Source organism: Paenarthrobacter sp. TE3676, assembly GCF_056279165.1.
On sequence record NZ_JBWBQU010000001.1, the window covers coordinates 509002 to 530063 of the forward strand.

The following is a 21062-nucleotide window of genomic DNA, read 5'->3' on the forward strand; positions in this document are numbered from 1 at the left end:
ACAACTGGTGATGCAAGTCACGAGGTAGCCTCCGGACCCGGCCTCATTTGCAGCTGAAGGTCAAACTAGCGTAATCTTGATCTTCGGTGCTTACGCCAACACTTGGGTTATGCCCCTTGGAATTGTTCATGGGATGACTCGCGGACTTCGATTCAGAAGTCCACGGCGTTGAGGCACAGCGCGAACCAGGGCTGATTCCGGTTCAAGGTTCCGCACGCAAATTTTGTAATAAACGTCGAGAGAAGTGAGTACCCAAGTGGTGTACGCGATTGTCCGCGCAGGCGGCCGCCAAGAAAAAGTTTCCGTTGGAGACTACGTAACGCTGAACCGCGTCCCCGGTGGAGCCGGTAGCACGCTTGAGCTGCCCGCATTGCTCCTGGTTGACGGCGAGAAGGTCACCTCCGCAGCTGCGGAACTGGCCAACGTCAAGGTCACGGCTGAGATCCTCGAGGACCTCCGTGGTCCGAAGATCGTCATCCAGAAGTTCAAGAACAAGACCGGCTACCGGAAGCGTCAGGGTCACCGTCAGGAACTGACCAAGATCAAGATCACCAGCATCGCGTAACTTTCGTTACCCGCTGTTCAGGTTTATCAGTTTCCCCAGAAATTTAGAGGCAGGCATTTCACATGGCACACAAAAAAGGCGCGAGTTCCACTCGCAACGGTCGTGACTCCAACGCTCAGTACCTGGGCGTCAAGCGTTTCGGTGGTCAGGTAGTTTCCGCTGGCGAGATCATCGTTCGCCAGCGTGGAACCCACTTCCACCCCGGTGCAGGCGTCGGTCGCGGTGGCGACGACACCCTGTTCGCACTGCAGGCCGGTGCGGTTGAGTTTGGTACTCGCCGCGGCCGTCGCGTAGTGAACATTGTTGCTGCTGCAGCTGCAGAGTAACTACAAGTTCTGAACCGGTGGAGCGGGCCAAACGGCCCGCTCCACCGTTCTTTTAACCGCATTACAATCGACTAGGGCGCTTTAGCGCACTGGTTTTTGCAACAACGCTGGCAACAGCAACAAGCGCTGTAAGACAGCAACTGAGGAGATTCACGTGGCGAGCTTTGTAGACCGGGTAGTCCTGCACGTATCCGGCGGAACCGGCGGCCACGGCTGTGTCTCTGTCAAGCGGGAAAAGTTCAAGCCGCTCGGCGGCCCCGACGGCGGCAACGGCGGCAACGGCGGCGATGTCATCCTGCGCGTATCCGCCCAGACCACAACCCTGCTTGATTACCACCACGCTCCCCACCGCCACGCCACCAACGGTGGCCCCGGCATGGGTGACTGGCGTGGCGGCAAGAACGGTGAAACCCTGATTCTTCCCGTGCCCGATGGCACCGTGGTCAAGACCAAGGACGGCGACGTTCTGGCCGACCTCGTTGGCGAGGGTACTGAGTACATTGCAGCTGCCGGCGGCCAGGGCGGCCTCGGCAACGCCTCCCTTTCATCGCAGAAGCGTCGGGCTCCGGGCTTTGCCCTGCTTGGTATCGAAGGTGAATCCAGCGATATCGTCCTGGAACTTAAGTCCATCGCAGATATCGCCCTGGTTGGTTTCCCTTCTGCCGGTAAGTCGAGCCTCATTGCAGCCATGTCTGCTGCCCGGCCCAAGATTGCCGACTACCCGTTCACTACCCTCATTCCCAACCTCGGCGTGGTGCAGGCCGGCGATGTCCGCTTCACTATCGCCGACGTTCCCGGCCTGATCGAGGGCGCCAGCGAAGGCAAGGGCCTGGGCCACAACTTCCTGCGTCACGTAGAGCGTTGTGCTGCACTGGTTCACGTCCTTGATTGCGGAACCCTTGAATCTGACCGGGATCCTCTGTCCGACCTCGCCATCATCGAGGCCGAACTTGAGAAGTATGCAGTTGACATGAGCTACGCCGGTGTTGACGGTGAAGTGGTGCCCCTTAACGAGCGCCCGAAGCTGGTAGTCCTTAACAAGGTGGATCTTCCTGACGGCAAGGACATGGCCGAGTTCGTCCGTCCTGACCTCGAAGCCCGTGGCTACCGCGTTTTTGAGGTATCTGCAACGAGCCACGAGGGTTTGCGTCAGCTCGGCTTTGCCATGGCTGAGATCGTCCAGGCAGCTCGTGACGCCGTTCAGGCCACGCCTCCCAAGGTGGCTGCTCCCGTCCTCAGGCCGCGCGCCGTCAACGAGTCCGGCTTCAAGATCCGCCGCGAGGAGAAAAACCTCGAGCCGCTGTTCCGCGTCCTGGGCGAAAAGCCCGTGCGCTGGGTCAAGCAAACCGACTTCACCAACGAGGAAGCGATTGGCTACCTCGCCGACCGCCTCGCCAAGCTCGGTGTTGAAACCGAGCTCTTCAAGGTTGGCGCCAAGCCCGGCGACACCGTGGTTATCGGTGAAGACGATGGCGTGGTGTTCGATTGGGAGCCCACCATGATGGCCGGCGCCGAGCTCCTGGCGACGCCCCGCGGAACCGACATTCGCGTCGCGGACATCGGCGACCGCCCCACGCGTTCACAAAAGCGCGACGAGCAGATCGAGCGCCGCGAAGCCAAGGCTGCCGCGAGGGCTGAGCTTGAAGCAGAACGCAAGGCTGGCATCTGGACTGAATCCGTCAGTGGTCGCCGTGCCCAGGCAGTGAAGGAAAGCCACCTGGATTCCGGTGATGACGACTAAGACTGTCGACGCTCCGGACATAGCTGAGGGACTTGAGCGGCAGGCCCTTGCCACCGCCAAGCGGATTGTTGTCAAAGTGGGCTCGTCCTCACTGACCAGCATCAAGGGGGGCATCTCCGAAAAGTCCCTCACGGGGCTCGTCAATGCCTTGGCTGAAAAGCGCAATGCGGGGACAGAGATCATCCTGGTGTCCTCGGGTGCCATCGCTGCCGGGCTTGCCCCTTTAGGCCTGGCCAAGCGACCCAAAGACCTCGCCACGCAGCAAGCTGCCGCGAGTGTGGGGCAGGGACTCCTGATGGCACGGTATACCCAGGCTTTCAGCGCCCACGGTGTAACAGTCAGCCAGGTCCTGTTGACCGCCGATGACCTGATGCGCCGGACGCAGCACACAAATGCCTTCCGGGCATTGGACAGGCTGCTAAACCTTGGTGTCGTTCCGGTAGTTAATGAGAACGACACCGTGGCCACGCATGAAATCCGTTTCGGTGACAACGATCGTCTCGCTGCCTTGGTGGCCCACTTGGTTCGCGCCGATGCGCTCGTGCTGCTGTCCGACGTCGACGCCCTCTACGACGGCCCGCCGTCCCAGGGCGCCCAGCGTATTCCTTTGGTCCGTGGTCCGCAGGACCTCGAGGACGTGACCATAGGCAAGGCGGGCAAAGCCGGCGTCGGAACCGGCGGCATGATGACCAAGGTGGAAGCAGCGTCCATCGCTGCCGGTTCGGGTATACATGCCCTGGTCACGTCCACGGCCAATGCTGCGGCGGCTTTGGCTGGCGAGGACGTTGGAACGTGGTTTGCCGTTAACGGCAATCGCAAGCCGGTCCGACTCCTCTGGCTGGCACACCTGGCCACCGTTCACGGCCGTCTAATACTCGACGACGGCGCCGTGAAGGCCGTGCGCGACCGGCACAGGTCACTCCTTCCCGCAGGCATTTCGGACATTAGCGGTGATTTCGAAGCAGGAGATCCCGTTGAGATGGTTGCCCATGACGGAACCGTGGTGGCACGCGGCCTGGTGAACTACTCTTCGGAGGAACTCCCGCGCATGTTGGGCCGTACAACGCAGGAGCTCGGCCAGGCCATGGGTCGCGGCTATGACCGCGAAGTTGTTCATGTTGACGATCTGGTGCTCCTGAGGGCGTCGCGCTCATCTAAACTTGGAGCATGACTGAAGCGCTGACCCCTGACGCCCCTGTGATCTCCGACGTATCCGGTACCACCGGCCAGACGCCGGAGAACCCTGCGGCAGGCGTCCCGTTGTCACCGGAAGATGTCCAGGCAGCTGTTCACGCCATCGCGGACCGTTCCCGTAAAGCTGCACGCCGCATGGGACAGGCCAACCGTGCATGGAAGGACCGCGCGTTGCGTGCCATCGGAACTGCCTTGGTGGAGAACCGGAAGCGCGTGCTGGAGGCCAACGCCAAGGATGTAGCCCTGGGCCGCGCCAACGGTACGTCAGCGGCTTTGCTGGACCGTTTGACCCTGACTCCTGCCCGCATCGACGGTTTGGTTGCTGCCTTGGAGAACCTGGCTGGCTTGCCCGATCCCGTGGGAAACGTGGTCCGTGGACAAACACTGCCCAATGGACTGCGCTTGCGCCAAGTGAACGTCCCCATGGGTGTTGTCGCCGCCATTTATGAGGCCCGTCCGAACGTTACGGTGGATATCGCAGGCCTGGCATTGAAGAGCGGGAACGCAGTAATCCTCAGGGGAGGTTCCGCCGCTGCGAACACCAACGAGGCACTGGTTCAGATCCTCCGCGAAGCGCTGGATTCCGTCGGCCTGCCCGCGGATGCCGTGCAGACTGTGGACCAGTACGGTCGCGAAGGAGCCAACGTACTGATGCGCGCCCGCGGCCGGGTGGATGTCCTGATTCCCCGCGGTGGACGGGATCTCATCCAGACTGTTGTGACCAACTCCGCTGTACCCGTCATCGAAACCGGCGAAGGCAATGTCCATATCTTCATTGACGAGTCCGCGAATGAAGAGATGGCCGTGGAAATCCTCCTCAACGCCAAAACGCAACGCCCCAGCGTCTGCAACACAGTTGAAACCCTGCTGGTGCACTCGGGCGCCACTGTGCTGCCTGCCGTTGCCAAAGCACTGCGTTCAGCCGGCGTCACCCTCCACGTTGATGAGCGGATCGCTTCTGCCTTGGGCAAGGACGTTGAAACCGTTCCCGCCGACGATGACGATTGGGCCACCGAATACATGGACCTTGATCTCGCGGTTGCCATGGTGGACAGCCTGGATGAAGCGGTCAACCACATCCGCACCTGGACCACCGGTCACACGGAAGCGATCCTCACCAATAACCTGGCCAACGCTGAGAAGTTCATTGCGGACATTGATTCTGCTGCCGTGATCGTCAATGCCTCCACCCGGTTCACTGACGGAGGGGAGCTCGGCCTCGGAGCCGAAGTGGGTATTTCCACCCAGAAGTTGCACGCCCGGGGTCCTATGGGCCTCACGGAGCTGACCACCACCAAGTGGATCGTCCAGGGCGAGGGCCAGATCCGCGCCTAGCAACGCGGTAACATAGAACAGAAGTCCGGAACGGCGGGGAGTCCCGCCGTCGAAAATCCTTTGAGAACCAATAGGGGAGAAGATGCTGTTTCAGCAGATCGCCACGTCCATTGCCGCCCAAACTGAAGGCGGCCACGAGGAACTCGCTCCGCTGTGGGCCGAGCCGTGGGTTTTCGGCGTAGTGATGTTCGCCCTCATGCTGGTTCTCCTGTTCGTTACCCTCTCCTACACCAACCTTGGCAACCGTCACGAGGCAGTTGAAGAGCACTCCGATCCGCACCGCCAGCACCCGAACAAGCACACCCACGGCCAAGGCCACTAACATTATCGCCGCAACACCGCGTGGGGAGGCGGGGCGCAGGCTCCGGCTGGGCGTGATGGGTGGAACATTTGATCCCATTCATCACGGCCACCTTGTTGCTGCCAGCGAAGTCGCAGCCAAGTTCGGCCTTGACGAAGTGGTTTTCGTGCCCACGGGCCAGCCTTGGCAGAAGTCACACAAGCTGGTCAGCAGGCCTGAACACCGTTACCTGATGACCGTCATCGCCACGGCCTCCAATCCAAGGTTCACTGTAAGCCGGGTGGATGTTGATCGGCCGGGGCCGACGTTCACCATCGACACCCTCCGCGATCTCCGTGCAGAGCGTCCTGACGCTGACCTGTTCTTCATCACGGGTGCAGATGCCTTGGCGCAGATCCTTTCGTGGAAGGACGTTGACGAATTGTGGTCCTTGGCCCATTTCGTCGGCGTGACCCGTCCCGGCCATGAACTGCACGACATGGGCAGGGACGACGTCAGCCTGTTGGAAGTTCCCGCCATGGCCATCTCCTCCACGGATTGCCGGACCCGCGTTGGGGCCGGAAATCCTGTCTGGTACCTCGTGCCTGATGGAGTTGTGCAGTACATCGCAAAATATGGACTGTATGCGGCGCCGGCGAACGCAGCGGATCTGACACCAGCACTGTCCGGATCAGACGACCAAGCACGTACTGAATGAGTTTTGAATGAGCAGCCAGGACCAGCGACCCATCCGTAGCAGGCGCGAGCTTCGACGTGCCCGGGAGGAAAACCCCGAGGCTGAGCAAGTGGATACGTCCGCGCCTGCGGACGTGGAAAACCTTCCTCAAGCCGATCGCCCGAACGGCCGCAATCGTCGTGCCGCCGACGTCCCTGTGGACGCAGTGGGACCGGCAGCCCAGGAACGGTCATCGCAGATCCGTGCCCGGGATCGTGCCGCTTTGCGCACCATCAAGGAGCTGGCGGACAAAGAGGAGCAGCTCTCCGGTGGGGGACCGCCTACTCGTCGCCAGTTGCGCCTCCAGCAACTTCAGGCCGAAGTTGCTACCTCAATGAATCCCATTGTTCCCGCCCCAGCGGCAATGGACACGGGTCAGTCGGAGGGTGCCAAGTCTTCCAAACCGGATTCTTCCAAGCCGCAGCCTGCCAGCAAAGCTCCCAACGAGAAGACTCAAGGCGCTCCCAAGCCCACAACGGGTGGCGCGGGAAGCGGCAAGGCTCCTGCTGAGTCCGAAATGTCCGTGGAGCAGGCGCTTGCGGTTCGGCAGCTGATCGCCGCGCAGGTGGAAAACCAGACGTCCAAGCTGGAACACATTGCCGAGCAGGACCCATTGGCTGTAGATCCTGAGGTCCTGGCCCAGCAGATCGCCCTTGCCGAGCGTGCTGCCGTCCTGAACAAGCGCGCCGCCGCTAAGCAGAAGCTTGCCGAGAAGACGCAGGGAGAATCCGCCAAAAACACGTCGGAACCCGCCAAGAATGCGTCGGACCCCGCCAAGAATGCGTCGGGTTCCGGGGGTGACGGCAAGTCGCCGGCCGCTACGGTGGGTCCTTCCACGGCTAACAACCTGGCGATGGTGACTCCCTTGGAGTTCGTTAAGATGCCGGGGATCGAACGCCCTGTCATGAAGCGCCCGAGCACCACCTTTGTACCGCTGATCACGTCTGCGGGGCCAAAGCTCGACGCAGAACAAGCCCAGGGAAAAAAGCCGGCAGCACGCGGCCGTGCCGGCGTTCTTGCCCGCGCAGAAGCAGTTGCGAAGTCGGTCGGGAAACGTCCTGTCGCCGCCGCGGAGCCCAGCCAAGAGACCCAGCGCCCACCGGTTTCGGCCAGCGCCGCGTATGGCCTTGACCCCCTGGATGCCAACACCGCCGGTTTGGCCCGGGCGCAACGGAACAGGTTGCTGCAATTCGGCGTCCTGGGGTTGGGCATCGTGGCACTCATCGTCGGCATCATCATGATCACCAGCGGCTAATTCCGCTGAACAACGGCTCACGCCAAACATAGGCCACTGGCCACAACAAGGAGTACCCGTGTCTGCACATGAACAATCCATTACCCTCGCCCGTCACGCTGCGCGTGCCGCGGCAGACAAGCTTGCCGAGGACATTGTCGCCTTGGACGTCAGTGAGCGTTTGGCGCTCACCGACGTCTTCCTGATTGCATCCGCTCCCACCGAACGCCAGGTCAACGCCATTGTTGACGGCATCGAGGAAGAACTGATGAAGCAGGATCTTCGCCCCGTGCGCCGCGAGGGCCGCTCTGAAGGCCGTTGGGTTCTCTTGGATTATGCGGACATCGTGATCCATGTCCAGCACGCTGAAGACCGCGTCTTCTATGCCTTGGAACGCCTCTGGAAGGACTGCCCTGTAGTGGACCTCGAATTGGGCGACGACGCTTCCGCGAAGTCTGTTTCGGCGGAAGATTTCGAGCACTAGGAACAGCGGTCAGCCGAAATATGTCCGATTTGGAATTTTCGGAAATGCTGTTCTAAGATATTTGAGTTGCTTCGGCGCGGATGGTCCAAAAAACCAGTTGCGAAGCAGCAAGAATATGGGGCTGTGGCGCAGCTGGTAGCGCACCTGCATGGCATGCAGGGGGTCAGGGGTTCGAGTCCCCTCAGCTCCACCACCAAGGTCCTGTCTTCTTCATGAATTGCATGGAGAAGGCAGGGCCTTTTTTCGTACCCGGAGGCAGCCGCTTGCAGAACTCGTGGCTATTTGGCCGGTGCCGGGCGTAACGCCGGCAGCATGAACTCCCACATCTGTTCGATCCTTGGCAGCACGTCTTCACGTGAGGTCAGTACTTCAGAGACCATCTGAACGCCGGTGAACGACGCAACCAAGTACCGGGCGAACGCTGCAGCGTCCAGCTCGGGACGTACGGCGCCATCCTCTGCAGCCTGCCGCAGCAGTTGCTCTGCCGTGTTGATCCAGTCCTGATAGGGACCTGAGACGTCGGCGTCGAAAGCGGAGGCTTCAAACGTGAGCCGAATGCCTCCTTGGACCACCGGCTCATCCAGCAGCTGTTGGCCGAACATCCTGCAGAGTCCTATGAGCCTGTCCAAGGCGGGTGCGCCCGAGGCGACGATTTCAGACCCCGCGGCCAAGACGATGGCGTGCTGCTCTTCGATGACAGCTAAAGCCAGGTCCCGCTTTGACGTGAAGTGGAAGTACAGCGCCCCCTTCGTCACGCCTGCACGCTTGGTGATGTCGGTCAGGCTGGCATTTCCGTAGCCGATTTCCGCGAAGACCCGGGCAGCGCCTTCGATGACGGAAAGCCGGGTGTCTTTCGCACGTTGCTGCATGGGCGGTGGGTAGCCTCTCAGGTCAGGCAGGAGACGGAGGAGCGGGCCGCCGTCGAGACTCCACAACGCTACCATCAGCCGACCACGGCCTCACCGGAACATAAACCGACTGAACGGTTTGGTTTTGTTCCGAAGAAAATCTAGACTTCAAGTGGAGCCGCGCAGTTTTGGCGGATGGCTCCTTCGCGGCCGGTTTGGGGGGAGGTGCGGTGGAGTAATCCAGCGCACCTCGGCTGCGGATCGCCGTCCGTCGGACCGCAAGGGGTGGCGTGATGCAGCTCATGTTCCGGCGATTTCGCTTCTCGGGGGATTGTGGTTAGTATTGACGAGTTGCTTCGGCGGGAAGAGAAATTGAACCGCTTGTAGTCAGCAAATCCGGGGCTGTGGCGCAGCTGGTAGCGCACCTGCATGGCATGCAGGGGGTCAGGGGTTCGAGTCCCCTCAGCTCCACTTCGGAAGAAAGACCCCGCTCAATGAGCGGGGTCTTTTTGTTATTCAACCCGTGGTCCTGTGGCACTACTGCGGAGGACGCGCGAATTCGGCGCCGCTGACGAACTCGACGCCTTGGAAGGGTTGATCGCCCACCACGTGGGCGTTGTGACCCGGTGGGATGGTGTAGGAGTCGCCGGCTGAAATGCTGATCTTGCCGCCGTCATTGGTTTCTACCTCCAAGTTGCCGGAAAGGCAGAACCCGACGTGGCTCAATTCGCAGGAGTCGGTGCCAACCACTGGCTTGATGCAGTCGGCCCAGGTCCACCCTGGTTCAAAGGTCATACGGCCGATTGTGTAGTCTCCCACGGTGACGAGGTCCAGGACCGTCTTATCGGGGCGTCGCGTTTCGTCGGGAGAGTTGTGGGACTTTACTTCAAGGTTCGTGACAACATTGACACTCATGGCTTCTCGCAGGGAAAGGGGAGCCCAATGATGAGTGGATCCCGGTGCCTGGCTCCAAGGGTCGCCGTGACCTGTGCCTGCCGCCTTGGTGGTCTCCAGCCGAAGGCATGACAGGTGTTTGCGTGGTGCAAGAACTAGGTTCCTCCCAAGCCGCCCTAAAGTCGAGACAGTTAAGCATGAAAGCGAGAACCACACCGTGACGGCAATGGATGTAGAAGCGCTCTTGGGTACGTTGAGCAGGCTTCCCGACGTCGAAGCGGACAACCTGCAGGCCTTCGATGCCACAGACAGGCTCCTGTTGGACACGGCGGCGGATCCGCTGGGGCCCGACACAAAGGTGGTTGTCATCGGCGACCGCTATGGCGCGCTGACATTGGGCACCTTGGCTGGGCTCGGCGTCGGGCATGTACGCGTCAGCCAAGACCTTTTCACTGGAAGGCTTGCGCTGAAACGCAATGCCGTGGTTGCTGGCTTGGAGGGACGTTTCACCGAATACGAACTGAACCGGGACTTGCTGGACGGTGCAGGCGTTGTGCTTCTGCAGTTGCCTAAGTCTCTGGCTGAGTTGGAGGAAATCGCCGACGCCGTGGCGCGGTTTGCGGCGCCGGATGCGGTCCTGCTGGCCGGGGGTCGCGTGAAGCACATGTCACTCGGCATGAATGAGGTCCTGGAACGCTACTTCTCATCGGTCCAGCCGCAACTTGCCCGGCAGAAATCCCGGGTCCTGGTGGCACGGGCCCCCAAAGCGACGCCCGGAAAGCGTCCCTTTCCTGTGGTGGAGTCGCTGCCGGAGTTGGGAATCACAGTGTGCGCGCATGGTGCTGCTTTCTCCGGCGCCCGTCTGGACATCGGCACACGCTACCTTCTGACGTTCCTGGATCGTATGCCGGCATCGAAGCAGGTTGTGGATCTGGGCTGCGGGACCGGTATTCTCGCCACAATGTATGCGCTTCGCCACCCGGATGCCCGCGTCGTAGCCACCGACCAGTCAGCTGCAGCCGTTGCTTCAGCCAGGGCGACGGCCGCTGCAAACGGGTTGGGGGAGCGGGTGGCAGTGATCCACGATGATGCCATGTCCACCCTCGAGCCTGGCAGTGTTGACCTCATCTTGCTGAACCCGCCGTTCCATCTGGGTGCCAGCGTGCATGCTGGCGCTGCGCTCAAGATGTTTCAAGCGGCCGCCCGTGTTCTTGCCCCCGGGGGAGAGTTGTGGACCGTATATAACAGCCACTTGCAGTACCGGGCCGCCCTGGAACGGAACATCGGGCCAACGGTGGAGGAAGGCCGGAATCCGAAGTTCACTGTGACTCGAAGCCGGAAGTCCTGAGCCTGGCCATCAAGGGCCTGCCGGGACCCCGGTGGCATGGAATGCAGCGGCATCGTTACCAAGCCCTGACACCTGCGTCAGCGTGTGCTCGTATCCGAAGCGGCGGCGGTATCGTACGATTCAGACAAAGACCATCTTCGACGAAGTTCATCCCAATGACGAGGGGCATCAGTGACTGAGATCCGGCAGCCGACACCGAGGCGCGGAACCAACCTTCCCCGCATGGGGGACTTCAACCTGACCGTAATTCTGGAGGCGATCCGGCGGTCATCGGGCGGTCTCAGCCGTGTTGAGCTGGCTCAGATCGTGGGCCTTTCCCCACAGACGATCTCGAATATCTCCCGGCGCCTCCTGGACCAGCAGCTGATAGTGGAGGCCGGTAAGGAAGGCTCGGGCCCCGGCAAGCCGAGGACCATCCTGCGCCTCAACCCGTCGGGTATGTACGCGGTGGGCGTTCATCTGGACCCGGCCGTCATCACCTTTGTCGTCCTCGACTTGCTGGGCGACGTCGTAAGGCATTCGCGGATGGTAACCCCCGGTGGTGACCCTGCCGACGTGATTACCAGCATCGCCGAACAGATCAATGTCCTGATCGAAGAGTCAGGCGTCGATGCTTCCAAGATCGCCGGACTCGGTGTTGCGGTTCCGGGCCCGATCGACCTCGACGAGGGCTCCGTGGTGGAGCCGCCCCTCCTGACGCGATGGAACCGCGTGCGCATCCGCGAGGCTTTGGCTGAAGCCACCGGCATGGAAACGTTGGTGGACAAGGACGTGACAAGTGCCGCGGTGGCGGAAACCTGGGCCGGTGGCGCGAGTGGGGCCGGCAGCTTCGTGTTCATGTACATGGGAACCGGTATCGGCTGCGGCATTGTGCTCAATGACGAAGTAGTGCGCGGCACTTCCGGCAATGCCGGCGAAATCGGCCACATCGTGGTGGACCCTAACGGTCGGCAGTGTGATTGTGGATTGCACGGCTGCGTCAAGTCTTCCTGCATTCCGCAGGTGCTGGTGGCCGAGGCCGAAGCCGCCGGTTTGCTCGAAGGGCACCGGGAGGGTGCGGACGGCCCTGAAGTCCAGGAACGCTATGCCGCGTTGTGCGACAAAGCAGATGCTGGTGACGCAAAAGCCATTGCCATCCTGGACAAGTCCGCCACACTGGTGGCACGCGCCGTTTCCATCGTGACCAACACACTGGACGTGGAGCGCGTCGTCTTTGGCGGTCCGTTCTGGGGGCGGATGTCCCCTTACTTCCTGGAACGCGTTCCGGATTTGCTGGACAAGAACAACGCAGCCCGCATGATCCATGACCTGGAAGTCGTGGGAACCGGTGTAGGTGAAGACGTTGGGGCCATTGGTGCCGCCTGCCTGGTTCTGGAGCACATGCTGGCTCCGCGCGCGCAAAGGCTCCTGCTGGAAGGCTAGTTCGAAGCAGGACAACTGAATATCCACAAGGCTCGGCCACGTCGCATGGGTGTCACGGTGAAGTATGGGGGCTGTAGCCACGTTCGACAGAATGGAGCATCATGCGCCGCCCTGTGAAAAACAAGGCAATGACTAAAATGTCGGTGAAGTCTGCCGCAGTTAAGTTCGCTGCCGTTGTCTCCGTCGCTGCCGTTCTTACGGCAGCGACGTCTTGTTCGCCCACACCTGAGGCTGCTGAGAGCAAAACGCTCAAGATCGTCTATCAGAAAACGGACTCGTTCACGGCCTTGGACACCGTCATGCAGGACGCCAAGAAGGAATTCGAAGCTTCCAACTCCGGTGTGACCGTGGACCTTCAGCCCATCCAGGCCAATGACGACGACTATGGGACTAAGCTCGCCCTGGCTCAGCGTTCCGCTGATACGGCGCCGGATGTTTTCTATGAGGACACCTTCAAGGTGCGGTCCGACGTCGACGCCGGTTACCTCCTCAAGCTGGACAGTTACCTTGAGAAGTGGGACGACTGGGGGGCGTTCAACGAAGCTGCAAAGGCAGCTGGCCGCGCGGATGACGGCGGCATTTATGCGGTGCCGTTGGGCACGGATACCCGGGCCATTTGGTATAACAAGTCCGTCCTGCAGAAGGCGGGAATTTCCGTACCGTGGCAACCGAAAACGTGGGACGAGATCCTGACCGCCGCGCGCGCCATGAAAGCTGCGGATCCCAATGTGATCCCGTTCAACATGTATGCAGGCAAGGGGACCGGCGAGGGAACGGTCATGCAGGGCTTCTATGAACTGCTCTATGGCACAGACAGCGGCCTGTATGACGAGAACGAAAAGAAGTGGGTGGTGGGCTCCCAAGGGTTCACCGACTCGTTGGCGTTCTTGAAAACCCTGTATGACGAGAAGCTCGCCGTGAGCCCTGCCGAAGCCCTGGACGCGAACGTCTGGAAGAAGGTCTTTGGCGAGTGGTTCCCGCAGGGCAAACTCGGGGCAACTGTGGAAGGTTCCTACACGCCGTCGTTCTGGCAGAAAGGCGGCGCGTATGAGTGGGCCGGCTATGAGCAGGAGATGGGCGTAGCAATGTTTCCCACACAGAAGGGACAGGACCCCGGTGGCGTGAGCATGTCCGGTGGTTGGACCCTGGCTGTGGGGGCGAAGAGTAAGAACCCTGAACTGGCCTTCCAGTTCCTCACCACAGCGCTGAACAAGAAGAACGCCCTGGCCTATGACATCAACAACTCCCAGATCGCTGTCCGCACGGATGTTGCATCGGAGCCTGAGTATCTGGCAGCCAACCCGTTCGTGAAGGACGTTTCGGACTTGGTGAAGGTAACGCATTACCGGCCGGCGACTGCCGATTACCCGAGGATCTCCACGGCCGTCCAAGTAGCTACTGAGTCCGTCATCACGGGTAAGCGGAGTCCTGAGGACGCCGCGGCTGAATACGATGCCACCGTCCGCAAGCTGGTAGGTGAGGACAAGGTTCTGGAGAAATGAGAATGCGCCGCTTCCTGCGGCTGCTCCCCGTCGTCCCGTCCGTTCTCCTGCTCCTGTTGTTCCTGCTGGCTCCTGTGGCGTGGTCCTTCTACGCCTCGTTCACGGACGCCGCGTTGTCAGGGCGGGCGGCCAAAGACCCGCAGTGGGTGGGTGCGGACAATTACGTCCGGATGTTCAGCGACGACTCTTTCCCTTTGGCCGCGTGGCTCACGGTAGTGTTCGTCGCAGCGTCGGCGGTGCTGGGACAGAATGTGTTGGGCTTGCTGATTGCCCTGTTGATGACGCGTTCGCGCAGGGCAATGGCATCCTGGGTGGGGACCGCTGTGGTGGCGGCCTGGGTGCTTCCGGAGATCGTGGCTGCGTTTGCCGCCTACGCCTACTTCAACCGTGAGGGAACGCTCAACCAGGTAGTGGGAGCCTTCGGTGGTGTGGGCCCGGATTGGCTGTACTCGTTTCCCCTGGTGGCGATCGTCTTGGCGAACACCTGGCGTGGAACGGCCTTCTCCATGCTGGTTTACCGGGCAGCGCTGGCTGACGTTCCCAGGGATATCGCAGAGGCGGCGCTCATGGATGGGGCCCGAGGCTGGCAGCGGCTCGCCTTCATCACGCTGCCGCTCATCCGGAGCAGTATCGCCACCAACCTGATGCTGATCACGCTTCAGACGTTGGCTGTGTTCACCCTCATCTGGGTGATGACTGCCGGAGGCCCCGCCAATGCGAGCACCACCTTGCCGGTGTTGGCTTACCAGGAAGCGTTCAAGTTCGGAGACATTGGTTACGGCACCGCTGTGGCATCGGTGCTGATTCTGTTGGGGATGGTTTTTGGCGCAGTGTACGTGCGGTTGCTACGGGAGCAACGGCCATGACCACCAAGGCCAAGTTGGGCGCGGACATCGCCCTGGCGGTCATTGGGATTTGTTTTGTCGCGCCGTTGCTCTGGTTGCTGCTGGCCGCCGTCGACCCTCAAGCCGGGTACCAGACCAAGGTTCCCTTGGCGCCTTCCACCGAGAACTTCCGTGCGGTGATGACTCCCGAGCTGTTGTTTCAACCCTTGGCAAACAGCTTTCTGTTGTCAGCGGGCACGGCTGTGGTGAATGTGCTTGCAGCTGTGCTTGCCGCCTACCCGTTGTCCAGGTATCAATCACGGTTCAACAGGCCCTTCATGTACACGGTCCTGTTTGGGACGTCGTTGCCTGTGACGGCCATCATGGTGCCTGTCTATGGCTTGTTTGTTCAGCTTCAGTTTTTGGATTCCATGGCTGCCACCATCTTCTTCATGGCAACTACCACGTTGCCCATGGCGATCTGGATGACCAAGAACTTCATGGATTCCGTTCCTCTAGAGTTGGAGGAAGCGGCGTGGGTGGATGGGGCCTCCACGATGGTGGCCCTGCGGAGCATCGTCCTGCCTCTGATGAGGCAGGGACTGGGAGTGGTGTTTATTTTTGTTTTCATCCAGGCGTGGGGGAACTTCTTCGTCCCCTTCATCCTGCTGCTGTCCACAGGCAAGCAACCAGCCGCCGTTTCCATCTTCAGCTTCTTTGGCCAGCACGGCGCTATCGCTTACGGCCAGTTGGCCGCGTTCTCCATCTTGTATTCGGTCCCTGTGCTGGTGCTCTATGCGCTGGTATCGCGTGGCATGGGAAATTCGTTTGCCCTGTCTGGCGCTATGAAGGGTTAGTTCGGTGTCAGTCGATGTCCTCGATGATCTCCCCATAGGGTATGGAATCGTCCAGATGGGCTTGATGCCCAGTGGATCCTGTGTTGTACGTGATCCGGACTCCATGCCGTTGGTCTGCTGCAGACTGGAGGAGAACCGGCCGTACGGCGTCGATGACGTGCTGGTCCTGGGAGGCGAGGTACTTCTGATAGGCGGCTGGTAGCTGATGCATGGCAAAAGAATAGACCCAGGAAGACCACATGGGGAGGGGTCCCCATTGCAACGACGCTCCAGGAAGGCTTGGATGAAGTGGCCGTTTCACATCAACGCCAGCAAGCAAGGGGACCACGAGTGCAACAGATGACAGCCATGGCCGGAATCGATGCGCCGGACATGGCCCGTGCCCAGCAACTCGTCGGGAGCATCGTACGAAGCTTCGAAAACAAAGTGGTGGGCCAGGCACGGCTGCGGGAGACGCTTGTGATCGGCCTGTTGACCGGTGGGCACGTCCTGTTGGAAAGTGTGCCCGGCCTGGCCAAGACCACCGCGGCCCAAGCAATCGCGGAGTCGGTGAGCGCAGAGTTCCGCCGGATCCAGTGCACGCCGGACCTCCTGCCCAGCGACATCGCCGGTACGCAGATTTTCGACGCCGTCAAAGGCACGTTTGTCACCCAATTGGGCCCGGTCCACGCCAACATCGTCCTGCTGGACGAGATCAACCGATCCAGTGCCAAGACCCAGAGCGCCATGCTGGAAGCGATGCAGGAGCGGCAGACGTCCATCGGCGGCGAGTCCTACCCTTTGCCACAGCCCTTCCTGGTGCTGGCTACGCAGAACCCCATAGAGCAAGAAGGGACGTATCGACTTCCCGAGGCGCAGATGGACCGGTTCATGCTCAAGGACGTACTGGATTATCCAAGTCCTGCGGAGGAAGCGGAAGTCATCCGGCGGATTGACGCCGGCGTGTTCAACGCGGACCAGAAGCCTCCGGCGGCCGCCTCCCTTAACGCCGTAGTCCAGGTCCAGGAATTGGTACGGCGGGTCTACATTGATCCGGCGATCGTCCGCTACATCGTGGGACTCGCCTACGTCACCCGCAACGCTTCACAGTATCTGGAGCCCAGGCTGGCCAACGTCGTGGAATTCGGTGCCAGCCCGCGGGCGAGCATCGCCTTCAGCCAGGCAGCCCGCGCCATGGCATTGCTCAAGGGGCGTGACCACGTCATACCTGAGGACGTCAAAAACCTCGCACATCGGATCCTGCGTCACCGGATCATTCTCGGATTCGATGCCGTGGTGGAGGAAATTTCCGTGGAAACCGTGATCGATGCCGTGCTGGCGTCCGTCCAGACGCCGTAGCAGGGCCTGCACGTGCCCAGCCTCCTCCGACGCGTCAAATCGAAGATGTTCATCTTCGCCCACCGTAGGACACTGACCCTCCTTGACGGCGAATACGGTTCGGTCTTCAAAGGACGCAGCCTGGACTTCGACGAACTCCGGGCGTATGTCCCTGGCGACCAGGTCCGTGACATCGATTGGAAAGCCACGGCACGGCACGGATCACCCCTGGTCAAGCGCTATGTCGCAGTACGCCGCCATGCGGTCCTGTTACTGGTGGATACCGGAAGGAACATGGCGGCACAGGCGTTCTCGGGGGAGTCCAAGAAGGACATCGCCGTTCATGCGGCCGGCGTCCTGGGGTACCTTGCTTCCCGGCACGGTGACGACGTGGGTCTCCTTCACGGGAACGCTGTTGCGTCCAAGTATGTCCCGCCCCGCAGTGGCGAGGAGCACTTGGAACGGCTGCTCCGTGAAGTGGATGCGGGTGCTTCCCTTGACGGCCCAGCCAGTGGCATCGCAGCGCAGCTGGATTATGTGCTGAGGTACCTGAAGGGGCGCCTGCTCATTGTCGTCATTGCGGACGAATTCCTGCCGGATGCCCGCACAGAGAGCCTGATGCGCAGGTTGCGCGGCCGGCACGAAGTCCTGTGGCTGACCGTTCGGGACGCCGAGCTCGCTGCTGAGGCAGGGAGCCACATGCAAGACAGCACGGACGTGGGCACGGGACGTGGAATTCCCCGGTCCGTGGCGGGGGATGGCAAAGTACGTGCCGCCTACGCTGCGGCAATGCTTAAACGCGACCAGGTGCGGCGGGACGTGTTCCACAGGCTGGGAATCGCCGAGGAACACACAACCGGCAATGAGAACGTCCTGACTGCAGTCTTCTCACTCCTGGAAAAGCACCGCTCCGGAACTTTCACCACAAGAACCTTTGCCCGGGGTGGCACTCGTGCAGGATGAAGCCGGCTTCTATTCGCCCCTGCAGTATCAGCCACAATGGTTGTGGCTTGGGCTCGTTCTGGTGCTCATCATCGGGGCTTGGTACGCATGGATCTTCCGGCCCGCCCGCAAAATGGTGGCGGTCCACGAAAATCCAGCCCGTCAGGTGACGGTGGTGCCGGACCTTGAGACACTTCGGGCCACCTGCCTGGCCGCAATCAACGCCACAGCTTCAGACGCCGACGCCGGCCGCCTACCCGAGCGCGATGCGCACCAGCGGCTCAGCTTCCTCGTGCGGGAGTTCGCCGGAGCGGCCACCAGCCTGCCAGTGACCTCCATGACCCTCGAGGATCTCCACCGCCACGACCTCAAGGAACTTGCGGCAGTTGTGGCCGGCATCTATCCCAACGAGTTCGCGCCGCTACCCGTCCATACGGTCAGGCAATCCGCGGAGACCGCGCGTCAGGTGGTCCTGGCATGGAACTAAGCTACTGGTGGATTCTTCCCATGGCCGCAGCAGCCGTGACAGTCACAGCATGGCTGTACCGCCGCCGTCGTCCGCAAAAAACCAAGCCAATCGCGCACGGTGGGCGGCTCACTGAACTCCCCGAATACCAAAGGGGCCTGCGCCGGCACCGCACCCGCTTGGCGCTCGCGGTGGTGTTGGGCGCAGTGTTCCTCGCTGCGACCGCCACGGCAGCGGCAAGGCCCATCCAACGCACAACAGAGCAGCCGGAAATCAGGAACAGGGACATCGTGCTGTGCTTGGACGTCTCCGGGTCCATGACCAGCACGGATGCCGCCATCGCTGCAGTGTTCGAAGACCTGGCCAAGGAGTTCGACGGCGAAAGAATCGGCATGGTCATCTTCGACAGCAGCAGTGTGCAACTCTTCCCGCTCACCGACGACTACCAGTTCGCCGCCGAACAACTCACGCAAGCGAAGGAAGCCTTGGACAGCGGCACCGGGTCCTTCTTCGACGGCACCTGGAACGGGGAAGGCTCCTCGCTCATTGGCGACGGACTGGCATCCTGCATACAGAGCTTCCCCGACAACGCCGCAGTAGATACCAAACGAGGAGACAACCAGCTAGGAGACAACCAGCGCTCACGGTCCGTGGTGCTGGCCACAGATAACTTCCTCTCCGGGGAACCGATCTTTACGTTGGACGAGGCCGCAGCCCTGGCCGCTGGGAAAAACGTGAAGGTGTACGCCCTGAACCCCGGCGACATGGACTACGGCGAGCAACCCGAGCAGCCCGGTGCACAGCTCAGGGCTGCAGCAGAAAGGACCGGCGGCTCCTACTTCACCTTGGACAGCCCCACCGCCGTGCCGGGCATTGTCCAAAAAGTGCAGGAAACCGAGGCCACGAGCTACCTCGCGGCACCGCAGGCAGTAGTCGCAGATACACCCGCTTGGCCTCTGGGTATCGCCTTGCTTGCCGGCTCGGGAATGCTGCTGCTCGGATGGCGGCTGGAGCCATGACCTTCGCCCCCATCATTCCGTGGTCCCTACTGGCCTTGGCATTCGTCGCCGTGCTGGGCTTCACTGCCTGGACCTACATGAGGCGTGTTCGAAGCCAGCCGCTTCGAACCTGGAGGCCCGCAGCCCTGCGGAGCGCCGCCGTCGTACTTCTTCTGCTCGCCGCTTTGCGTCCCGGTTGGGCAGGTGGCCAAGCCCAAACCGCGACCGCTGACCTCGACGTCTACTTCGTCGTAGACACCAGCACCAGCATGGCAGCCGAAGACTACAACGGAACCGGCACCCGGCTTTCAGGGGTCAAACAGGACGTCATGGCCATCGCAAAGGAACTCGCGGGAGCCAAGTTCTCCCTCATCACCTTCGATAACAAAGCAACCGTCCGCATGCCGCTCACACAGGACGCAACAGCCCTCCAAACCGCCATGACCACCTTGCAACCCCAAAACAGCAGGTACGCCAAGGGGAGCAGCGTCACGGGTGCGGCACAACTCCTGAAAGAAAGGCTCGCAGCCGCTAACCAGCAACATCCGGGTCGTCCGGCACTGGTCTTCTACGCCGGCGACGGCGAGAACACCAGTGCCGAGGCCCCGGCCCCCATGGATACCACCCATGTGGCCGGGGGAGCGGTGCTGGGGTACGGCACCAGCGAGGGCGGCCCGATGAAGGAAACCGCGGACCCTGACGCTGGATACGTGAAGGACAAAACCTCCAATAACCCACAGGACGCGGTCTCACGAATTGACGAAGCGCAGTTGCGAACCATCGCAGAGCAACTCCACGTCCCCTACGCCCACAGAACAGGCGTCGAGCCAACATCGGACATGTTGGGCCAGGCCCGCCCCGGCGCCATGACCGGCATGACACACGACGGCCCGGGGCGCGTAGAACTCTACTGGCTGCTCGCCCTGGCCGCTTTCCTCCTGGCAATCCACGAGCCGTTGCGGCACTTCACCGCACTTCAAACGCTTCGGCCAGCCATGCGGAAGGAGCCCACCACATGACCGGCGACAAAGCACGACGGCGGCGAAGCAGCCTCGTGCTCTGGTCAGCGCCACCTGCGCTCGTGGCGCTCGCCGTTACGGCGAAGCTTCTGAGTGTTGGGGTGCTGGGTGCCTCTGCCGGTCAGTCCTTCGATTCCGGGCAGCAGCAGGGAGTGGCCAGCGCGGCGTCTTGGCTGCAGATAGCCAACATCCTAGAGCCGCACAAGGCACATTTCGCCTCCGGGGATGCCCACGTTTTGGCGGGCGACTTCACAGCTGCGCGGAAGGACTTTGAGTCAGCGCTGAGGGCCGGCTCCGGCGTAGATGAGTGCAAAGTGCGCGTCAATCTGGTCCTCAGCATTGAGAAGCTGGGGGACGCCGCCGGGGATCGGGATGCCGCCGCCCAACTGTTCAGGGAAGCTATGGCGGCAGCAAAAAGCGCACCGCCGCAGTGCCACGCGGAAGGTCCGGCAAACGCCGCCGGAGAAGGTGGCAGCCTGGACGCGGCCCAGGACCGGCTGGCCGGCAAAATCACCGAGGGCGAGTCGCGGAACGACGATCCAGCCACCCCCAACCAGGAAGCGCCGTCGCCCCTCAAACAGGAACAGCTTCAGCAACTTGAAGAGAACGCGCAACAGGCCCAGCGGGAGCGTTCGGAGGGTCAGGAACGCGGCGAGTACCTGCGAGGACCGGACAAAGCCCCGGGTATGGATAGGCCATGGTGACTTGACGAAGCATCTGCTGTGATCGC

The 21062-nt window shown here is 61.5% G+C and carries 23 protein-coding genes and 2 tRNA genes; 22 read left to right on the forward strand and 3 right to left on the reverse strand.

All coding sequences use genetic code 11. The features are described from left to right. The first annotated feature begins 256 nt into the window (after positions 1–256). The 10 genes from rplU to ACZ881_RS02540 all read left to right on the forward strand — a co-directional run bounded on the left by rplU (position 257) and on the right by ACZ881_RS02540 (position 8088). The gene (rplU, locus tag ACZ881_RS02495; protein WP_024816904.1) at positions 257–565 is read left to right on the forward strand and encodes a 50S ribosomal protein L21; all 309 of its coding nucleotides are present in this window, start codon (positions 257–259) and stop codon (positions 563–565) included. Positions 566–627: 62 nt separating this feature from the next. Beyond that, the gene (gene rpmA / locus ACZ881_RS02500) at positions 628–891 is read left to right on the forward strand and encodes a 50S ribosomal protein L27 (RefSeq protein WP_003803426.1); all 264 of its coding nucleotides are present in this window, start codon (positions 628–630) and stop codon (positions 889–891) included. A gap of 154 nt (positions 892–1045) precedes the next feature. Further along, positions 1046–2632, forward strand: coding sequence for a GTPase ObgE (gene obgE, locus ACZ881_RS02505; RefSeq protein WP_178994958.1), 1587 nt, complete (start codon positions 1046–1048; stop codon positions 2630–2632). Next, positions 2622–3803 carry a glutamate 5-kinase gene (gene proB / locus ACZ881_RS02510; protein WP_178994960.1) on the forward strand — a complete coding sequence of 394 codons (1182 nt, stop codon included), beginning with the start codon at positions 2622–2624 and terminating at the stop codon, positions 3801–3803. The genes obgE and proB overlap by 11 nt, the downstream gene beginning before the upstream one ends. Continuing rightward, a complete protein-coding gene (locus ACZ881_RS02515) occupies positions 3800–5161 on the forward strand; it encodes a glutamate-5-semialdehyde dehydrogenase (RefSeq protein WP_091467946.1) in 1362 nt (453 codons plus the stop codon). The genes proB and ACZ881_RS02515 overlap by 4 nt, the downstream gene beginning before the upstream one ends. 82 nt (positions 5162–5243) lie before the next feature. Continuing rightward, positions 5244–5483: a hypothetical protein gene (locus tag ACZ881_RS02520; protein WP_011775040.1), complete on the forward strand. Its 240-nt coding sequence runs from the start codon at positions 5244–5246 to the stop codon at positions 5481–5483. 55 nt (positions 5484–5538) lie between these two features. Continuing rightward, positions 5539–6159, forward strand: coding sequence for a nicotinate-nucleotide adenylyltransferase (nadD, locus tag ACZ881_RS02525; protein WP_011775039.1), 621 nt, complete (start codon positions 5539–5541; stop codon positions 6157–6159). 7 nt (positions 6160–6166) lie between these two features. Further along, positions 6167–7432, forward strand: a complete 1266-nt coding sequence (locus ACZ881_RS02530) for a hypothetical protein (protein WP_476112332.1) — start codon at positions 6167–6169, stop codon at positions 7430–7432. 58 nt (positions 7433–7490) lie between these two features. Then, positions 7491–7895, forward strand: a complete 405-nt coding sequence (gene rsfS / locus ACZ881_RS02535; protein ID WP_476112334.1) for a ribosome silencing factor — start codon at positions 7491–7493, stop codon at positions 7893–7895. A 117-nt stretch (positions 7896–8012) separates the two neighbouring features. Beyond that, positions 8013–8088, forward strand: a tRNA-Ala gene (locus ACZ881_RS02540). Between the two features lie 85 nt (positions 8089–8173). On the opposite strand, the gene ACZ881_RS02545 is transcribed toward ACZ881_RS02540, so the two are convergent. Next, entirely contained in the window at positions 8174–8764 is a 591-nt protein-coding gene (locus tag ACZ881_RS02545) for a ScbR family autoregulator-binding transcription factor (protein WP_364305980.1), read from the reverse strand. Between the two features lie 377 nt (positions 8765–9141). Between ACZ881_RS02545 and ACZ881_RS02550 the strand changes: the two genes are divergently transcribed. Further along, positions 9142–9214 (forward strand) — tRNA-Ala (locus tag ACZ881_RS02550). 66 nt (positions 9215–9280) lie between these two features. Here the strand turns inward: ACZ881_RS02550 and ACZ881_RS02555 are convergent. Next, the gene (locus ACZ881_RS02555) at positions 9281–9658 is read right to left on the reverse strand and encodes a cupin domain-containing protein (protein WP_476112337.1); all 378 of its coding nucleotides are present in this window, start codon (positions 9656–9658) and stop codon (positions 9281–9283) included. Between the two features lie 73 nt (positions 9659–9731). On the opposite strand from ACZ881_RS02555, the gene ACZ881_RS02560 reads away from it, so the two are divergent. From ACZ881_RS02560 to ACZ881_RS02580, 5 genes are all read left to right on the forward strand, one after another. After that, a complete protein-coding gene (locus ACZ881_RS02560; protein ID WP_476112339.1) occupies positions 9732–10985 on the forward strand; it encodes a class I SAM-dependent methyltransferase in 1254 nt (417 codons plus the stop codon). A 171-nt stretch (positions 10986–11156) separates the two neighbouring features. Beyond that, complete coding sequence (locus ACZ881_RS02565; RefSeq protein WP_476112341.1) at positions 11157–12407, forward strand: ROK family protein; 1251 nt, start codon at positions 11157–11159, stop codon at positions 12405–12407. A 137-nt stretch (positions 12408–12544) separates the two neighbouring features. Then, entirely contained in the window at positions 12545–13909 is a 1365-nt protein-coding gene (locus tag ACZ881_RS02570) for an extracellular solute-binding protein (protein WP_476112670.1), read from the forward strand. Continuing rightward, positions 13906–14775: a carbohydrate ABC transporter permease gene (locus tag ACZ881_RS02575; protein ID WP_476112343.1), complete on the forward strand. Its 870-nt coding sequence runs from the start codon at positions 13906–13908 to the stop codon at positions 14773–14775. The genes ACZ881_RS02570 and ACZ881_RS02575 overlap by 4 nt, the downstream gene beginning before the upstream one ends. Further along, entirely contained in the window at positions 14772–15590 is an 819-nt protein-coding gene (locus ACZ881_RS02580; RefSeq protein WP_476112344.1) for a carbohydrate ABC transporter permease, read from the forward strand. Before ACZ881_RS02575 ends, ACZ881_RS02580 begins: the two co-directional genes overlap by 4 nt. Positions 15591–15597: 7 nt before the next feature. Here the strand turns inward: ACZ881_RS02580 and ACZ881_RS02585 are convergent, their stop codons facing one another. Continuing rightward, positions 15598–15801, reverse strand: a complete 204-nt coding sequence (locus tag ACZ881_RS02585) for a hypothetical protein (protein WP_476112346.1) — start codon at positions 15799–15801, stop codon at positions 15598–15600. 128 nt (positions 15802–15929) lie between these two features. On the opposite strand from ACZ881_RS02585, the gene ACZ881_RS02590 reads away from it, so the two are divergent. From ACZ881_RS02590 to ACZ881_RS02615, 6 genes are read left to right on the forward strand one after another with little or no spacing between them, the layout of a single operon-like run. Continuing rightward, positions 15930–16928, forward strand: a complete 999-nt coding sequence (locus tag ACZ881_RS02590) for an AAA family ATPase (RefSeq protein WP_476112672.1) — start codon at positions 15930–15932, stop codon at positions 16926–16928. A gap of 12 nt (positions 16929–16940) precedes the next feature. Next, positions 16941–17870 carry a DUF58 domain-containing protein gene (locus tag ACZ881_RS02595; RefSeq protein ID WP_476112347.1) on the forward strand — a complete coding sequence of 310 codons (930 nt, stop codon included), beginning with the start codon at positions 16941–16943 and terminating at the stop codon, positions 17868–17870. After that, the gene (locus ACZ881_RS02600) at positions 17860–18336 is read left to right on the forward strand and encodes a hypothetical protein (protein WP_476112348.1); all 477 of its coding nucleotides are present in this window, start codon (positions 17860–17862) and stop codon (positions 18334–18336) included. The genes ACZ881_RS02595 and ACZ881_RS02600 overlap by 11 nt, the downstream gene beginning before the upstream one ends. Next, positions 18327–19334 carry a vWA domain-containing protein gene (locus ACZ881_RS02605; protein WP_476112350.1) on the forward strand — a complete coding sequence of 336 codons (1008 nt, stop codon included), beginning with the start codon at positions 18327–18329 and terminating at the stop codon, positions 19332–19334. The genes ACZ881_RS02600 and ACZ881_RS02605 overlap by 10 nt, the downstream gene beginning before the upstream one ends. Next, entirely contained in the window at positions 19316–20332 is a 1017-nt protein-coding gene (locus tag ACZ881_RS02610; RefSeq protein WP_476112352.1) for a vWA domain-containing protein, read from the forward strand. The genes ACZ881_RS02605 and ACZ881_RS02610 overlap by 19 nt, the downstream gene beginning before the upstream one ends. Further along, positions 20329–21036 (forward strand): hypothetical protein, encoded by a 708-nt coding sequence (locus ACZ881_RS02615; protein ID WP_476112354.1) that lies wholly within the window; start codon positions 20329–20331, stop codon positions 21034–21036. The genes ACZ881_RS02610 and ACZ881_RS02615 overlap by 4 nt, the downstream gene beginning before the upstream one ends. Positions 21037–21062: the final 26 nt, after the last annotated feature.

Coding starts and splice junctions, on each gene's coding strand:
- rpmA (WP_003803426.1), top strand. CDS start 628: ATGGCACACAAAAAAGGCGCGAGTTCCACTCGCAACGGTCGTGACTCC.
- proB (WP_178994960.1), top strand. CDS start 2,622: ATGACGACTAAGACTGTCGACGCTCCGGACATAGCTGAGGGACTTGAG.
- ACZ881_RS02515 (WP_091467946.1), top strand. CDS start 3,800: ATGACTGAAGCGCTGACCCCTGACGCCCCTGTGATCTCCGACGTATCC.
- ACZ881_RS02520 (WP_011775040.1), top strand. CDS start 5,244: ATGCTGTTTCAGCAGATCGCCACGTCCATTGCCGCCCAAACTGAAGGC.
- nadD (WP_011775039.1), top strand. CDS start 5,539: ATGGGTGGAACATTTGATCCCATTCATCACGGCCACCTTGTTGCTGCC.
- ACZ881_RS02530 (WP_476112332.1), top strand. CDS start 6,167: ATGAGCAGCCAGGACCAGCGACCCATCCGTAGCAGGCGCGAGCTTCGA.
- ACZ881_RS02545 (WP_364305980.1), bottom strand. CDS start 8,764: ATGCAGCAACGTGCGAAAGACACCCGGCTTTCCGTCATCGAAGGCGCT.
- ACZ881_RS02555 (WP_476112337.1), bottom strand. CDS start 9,658: ATGAGTGTCAATGTTGTCACGAACCTTGAAGTAAAGTCCCACAACTCT.
- ACZ881_RS02570 (WP_476112670.1), top strand. CDS start 12,545: ATGTCGGTGAAGTCTGCCGCAGTTAAGTTCGCTGCCGTTGTCTCCGTC.
- ACZ881_RS02575 (WP_476112343.1), top strand. CDS start 13,906: ATGAGAATGCGCCGCTTCCTGCGGCTGCTCCCCGTCGTCCCGTCCGTT.
- ACZ881_RS02580 (WP_476112344.1), top strand. CDS start 14,772: ATGACCACCAAGGCCAAGTTGGGCGCGGACATCGCCCTGGCGGTCATT.
- ACZ881_RS02585 (WP_476112346.1), bottom strand. CDS start 15,801: ATGCATCAGCTACCAGCCGCCTATCAGAAGTACCTCGCCTCCCAGGAC.
- ACZ881_RS02590 (WP_476112672.1), top strand. CDS start 15,930: ATGACAGCCATGGCCGGAATCGATGCGCCGGACATGGCCCGTGCCCAG.
- ACZ881_RS02605 (WP_476112350.1), top strand. CDS start 18,327: ATGGAACTAAGCTACTGGTGGATTCTTCCCATGGCCGCAGCAGCCGTG.
- ACZ881_RS02610 (WP_476112352.1), top strand. CDS start 19,316: ATGGCGGCTGGAGCCATGACCTTCGCCCCCATCATTCCGTGGTCCCTA.
- ACZ881_RS02615 (WP_476112354.1), top strand. CDS start 20,329: ATGACCGGCGACAAAGCACGACGGCGGCGAAGCAGCCTCGTGCTCTGG.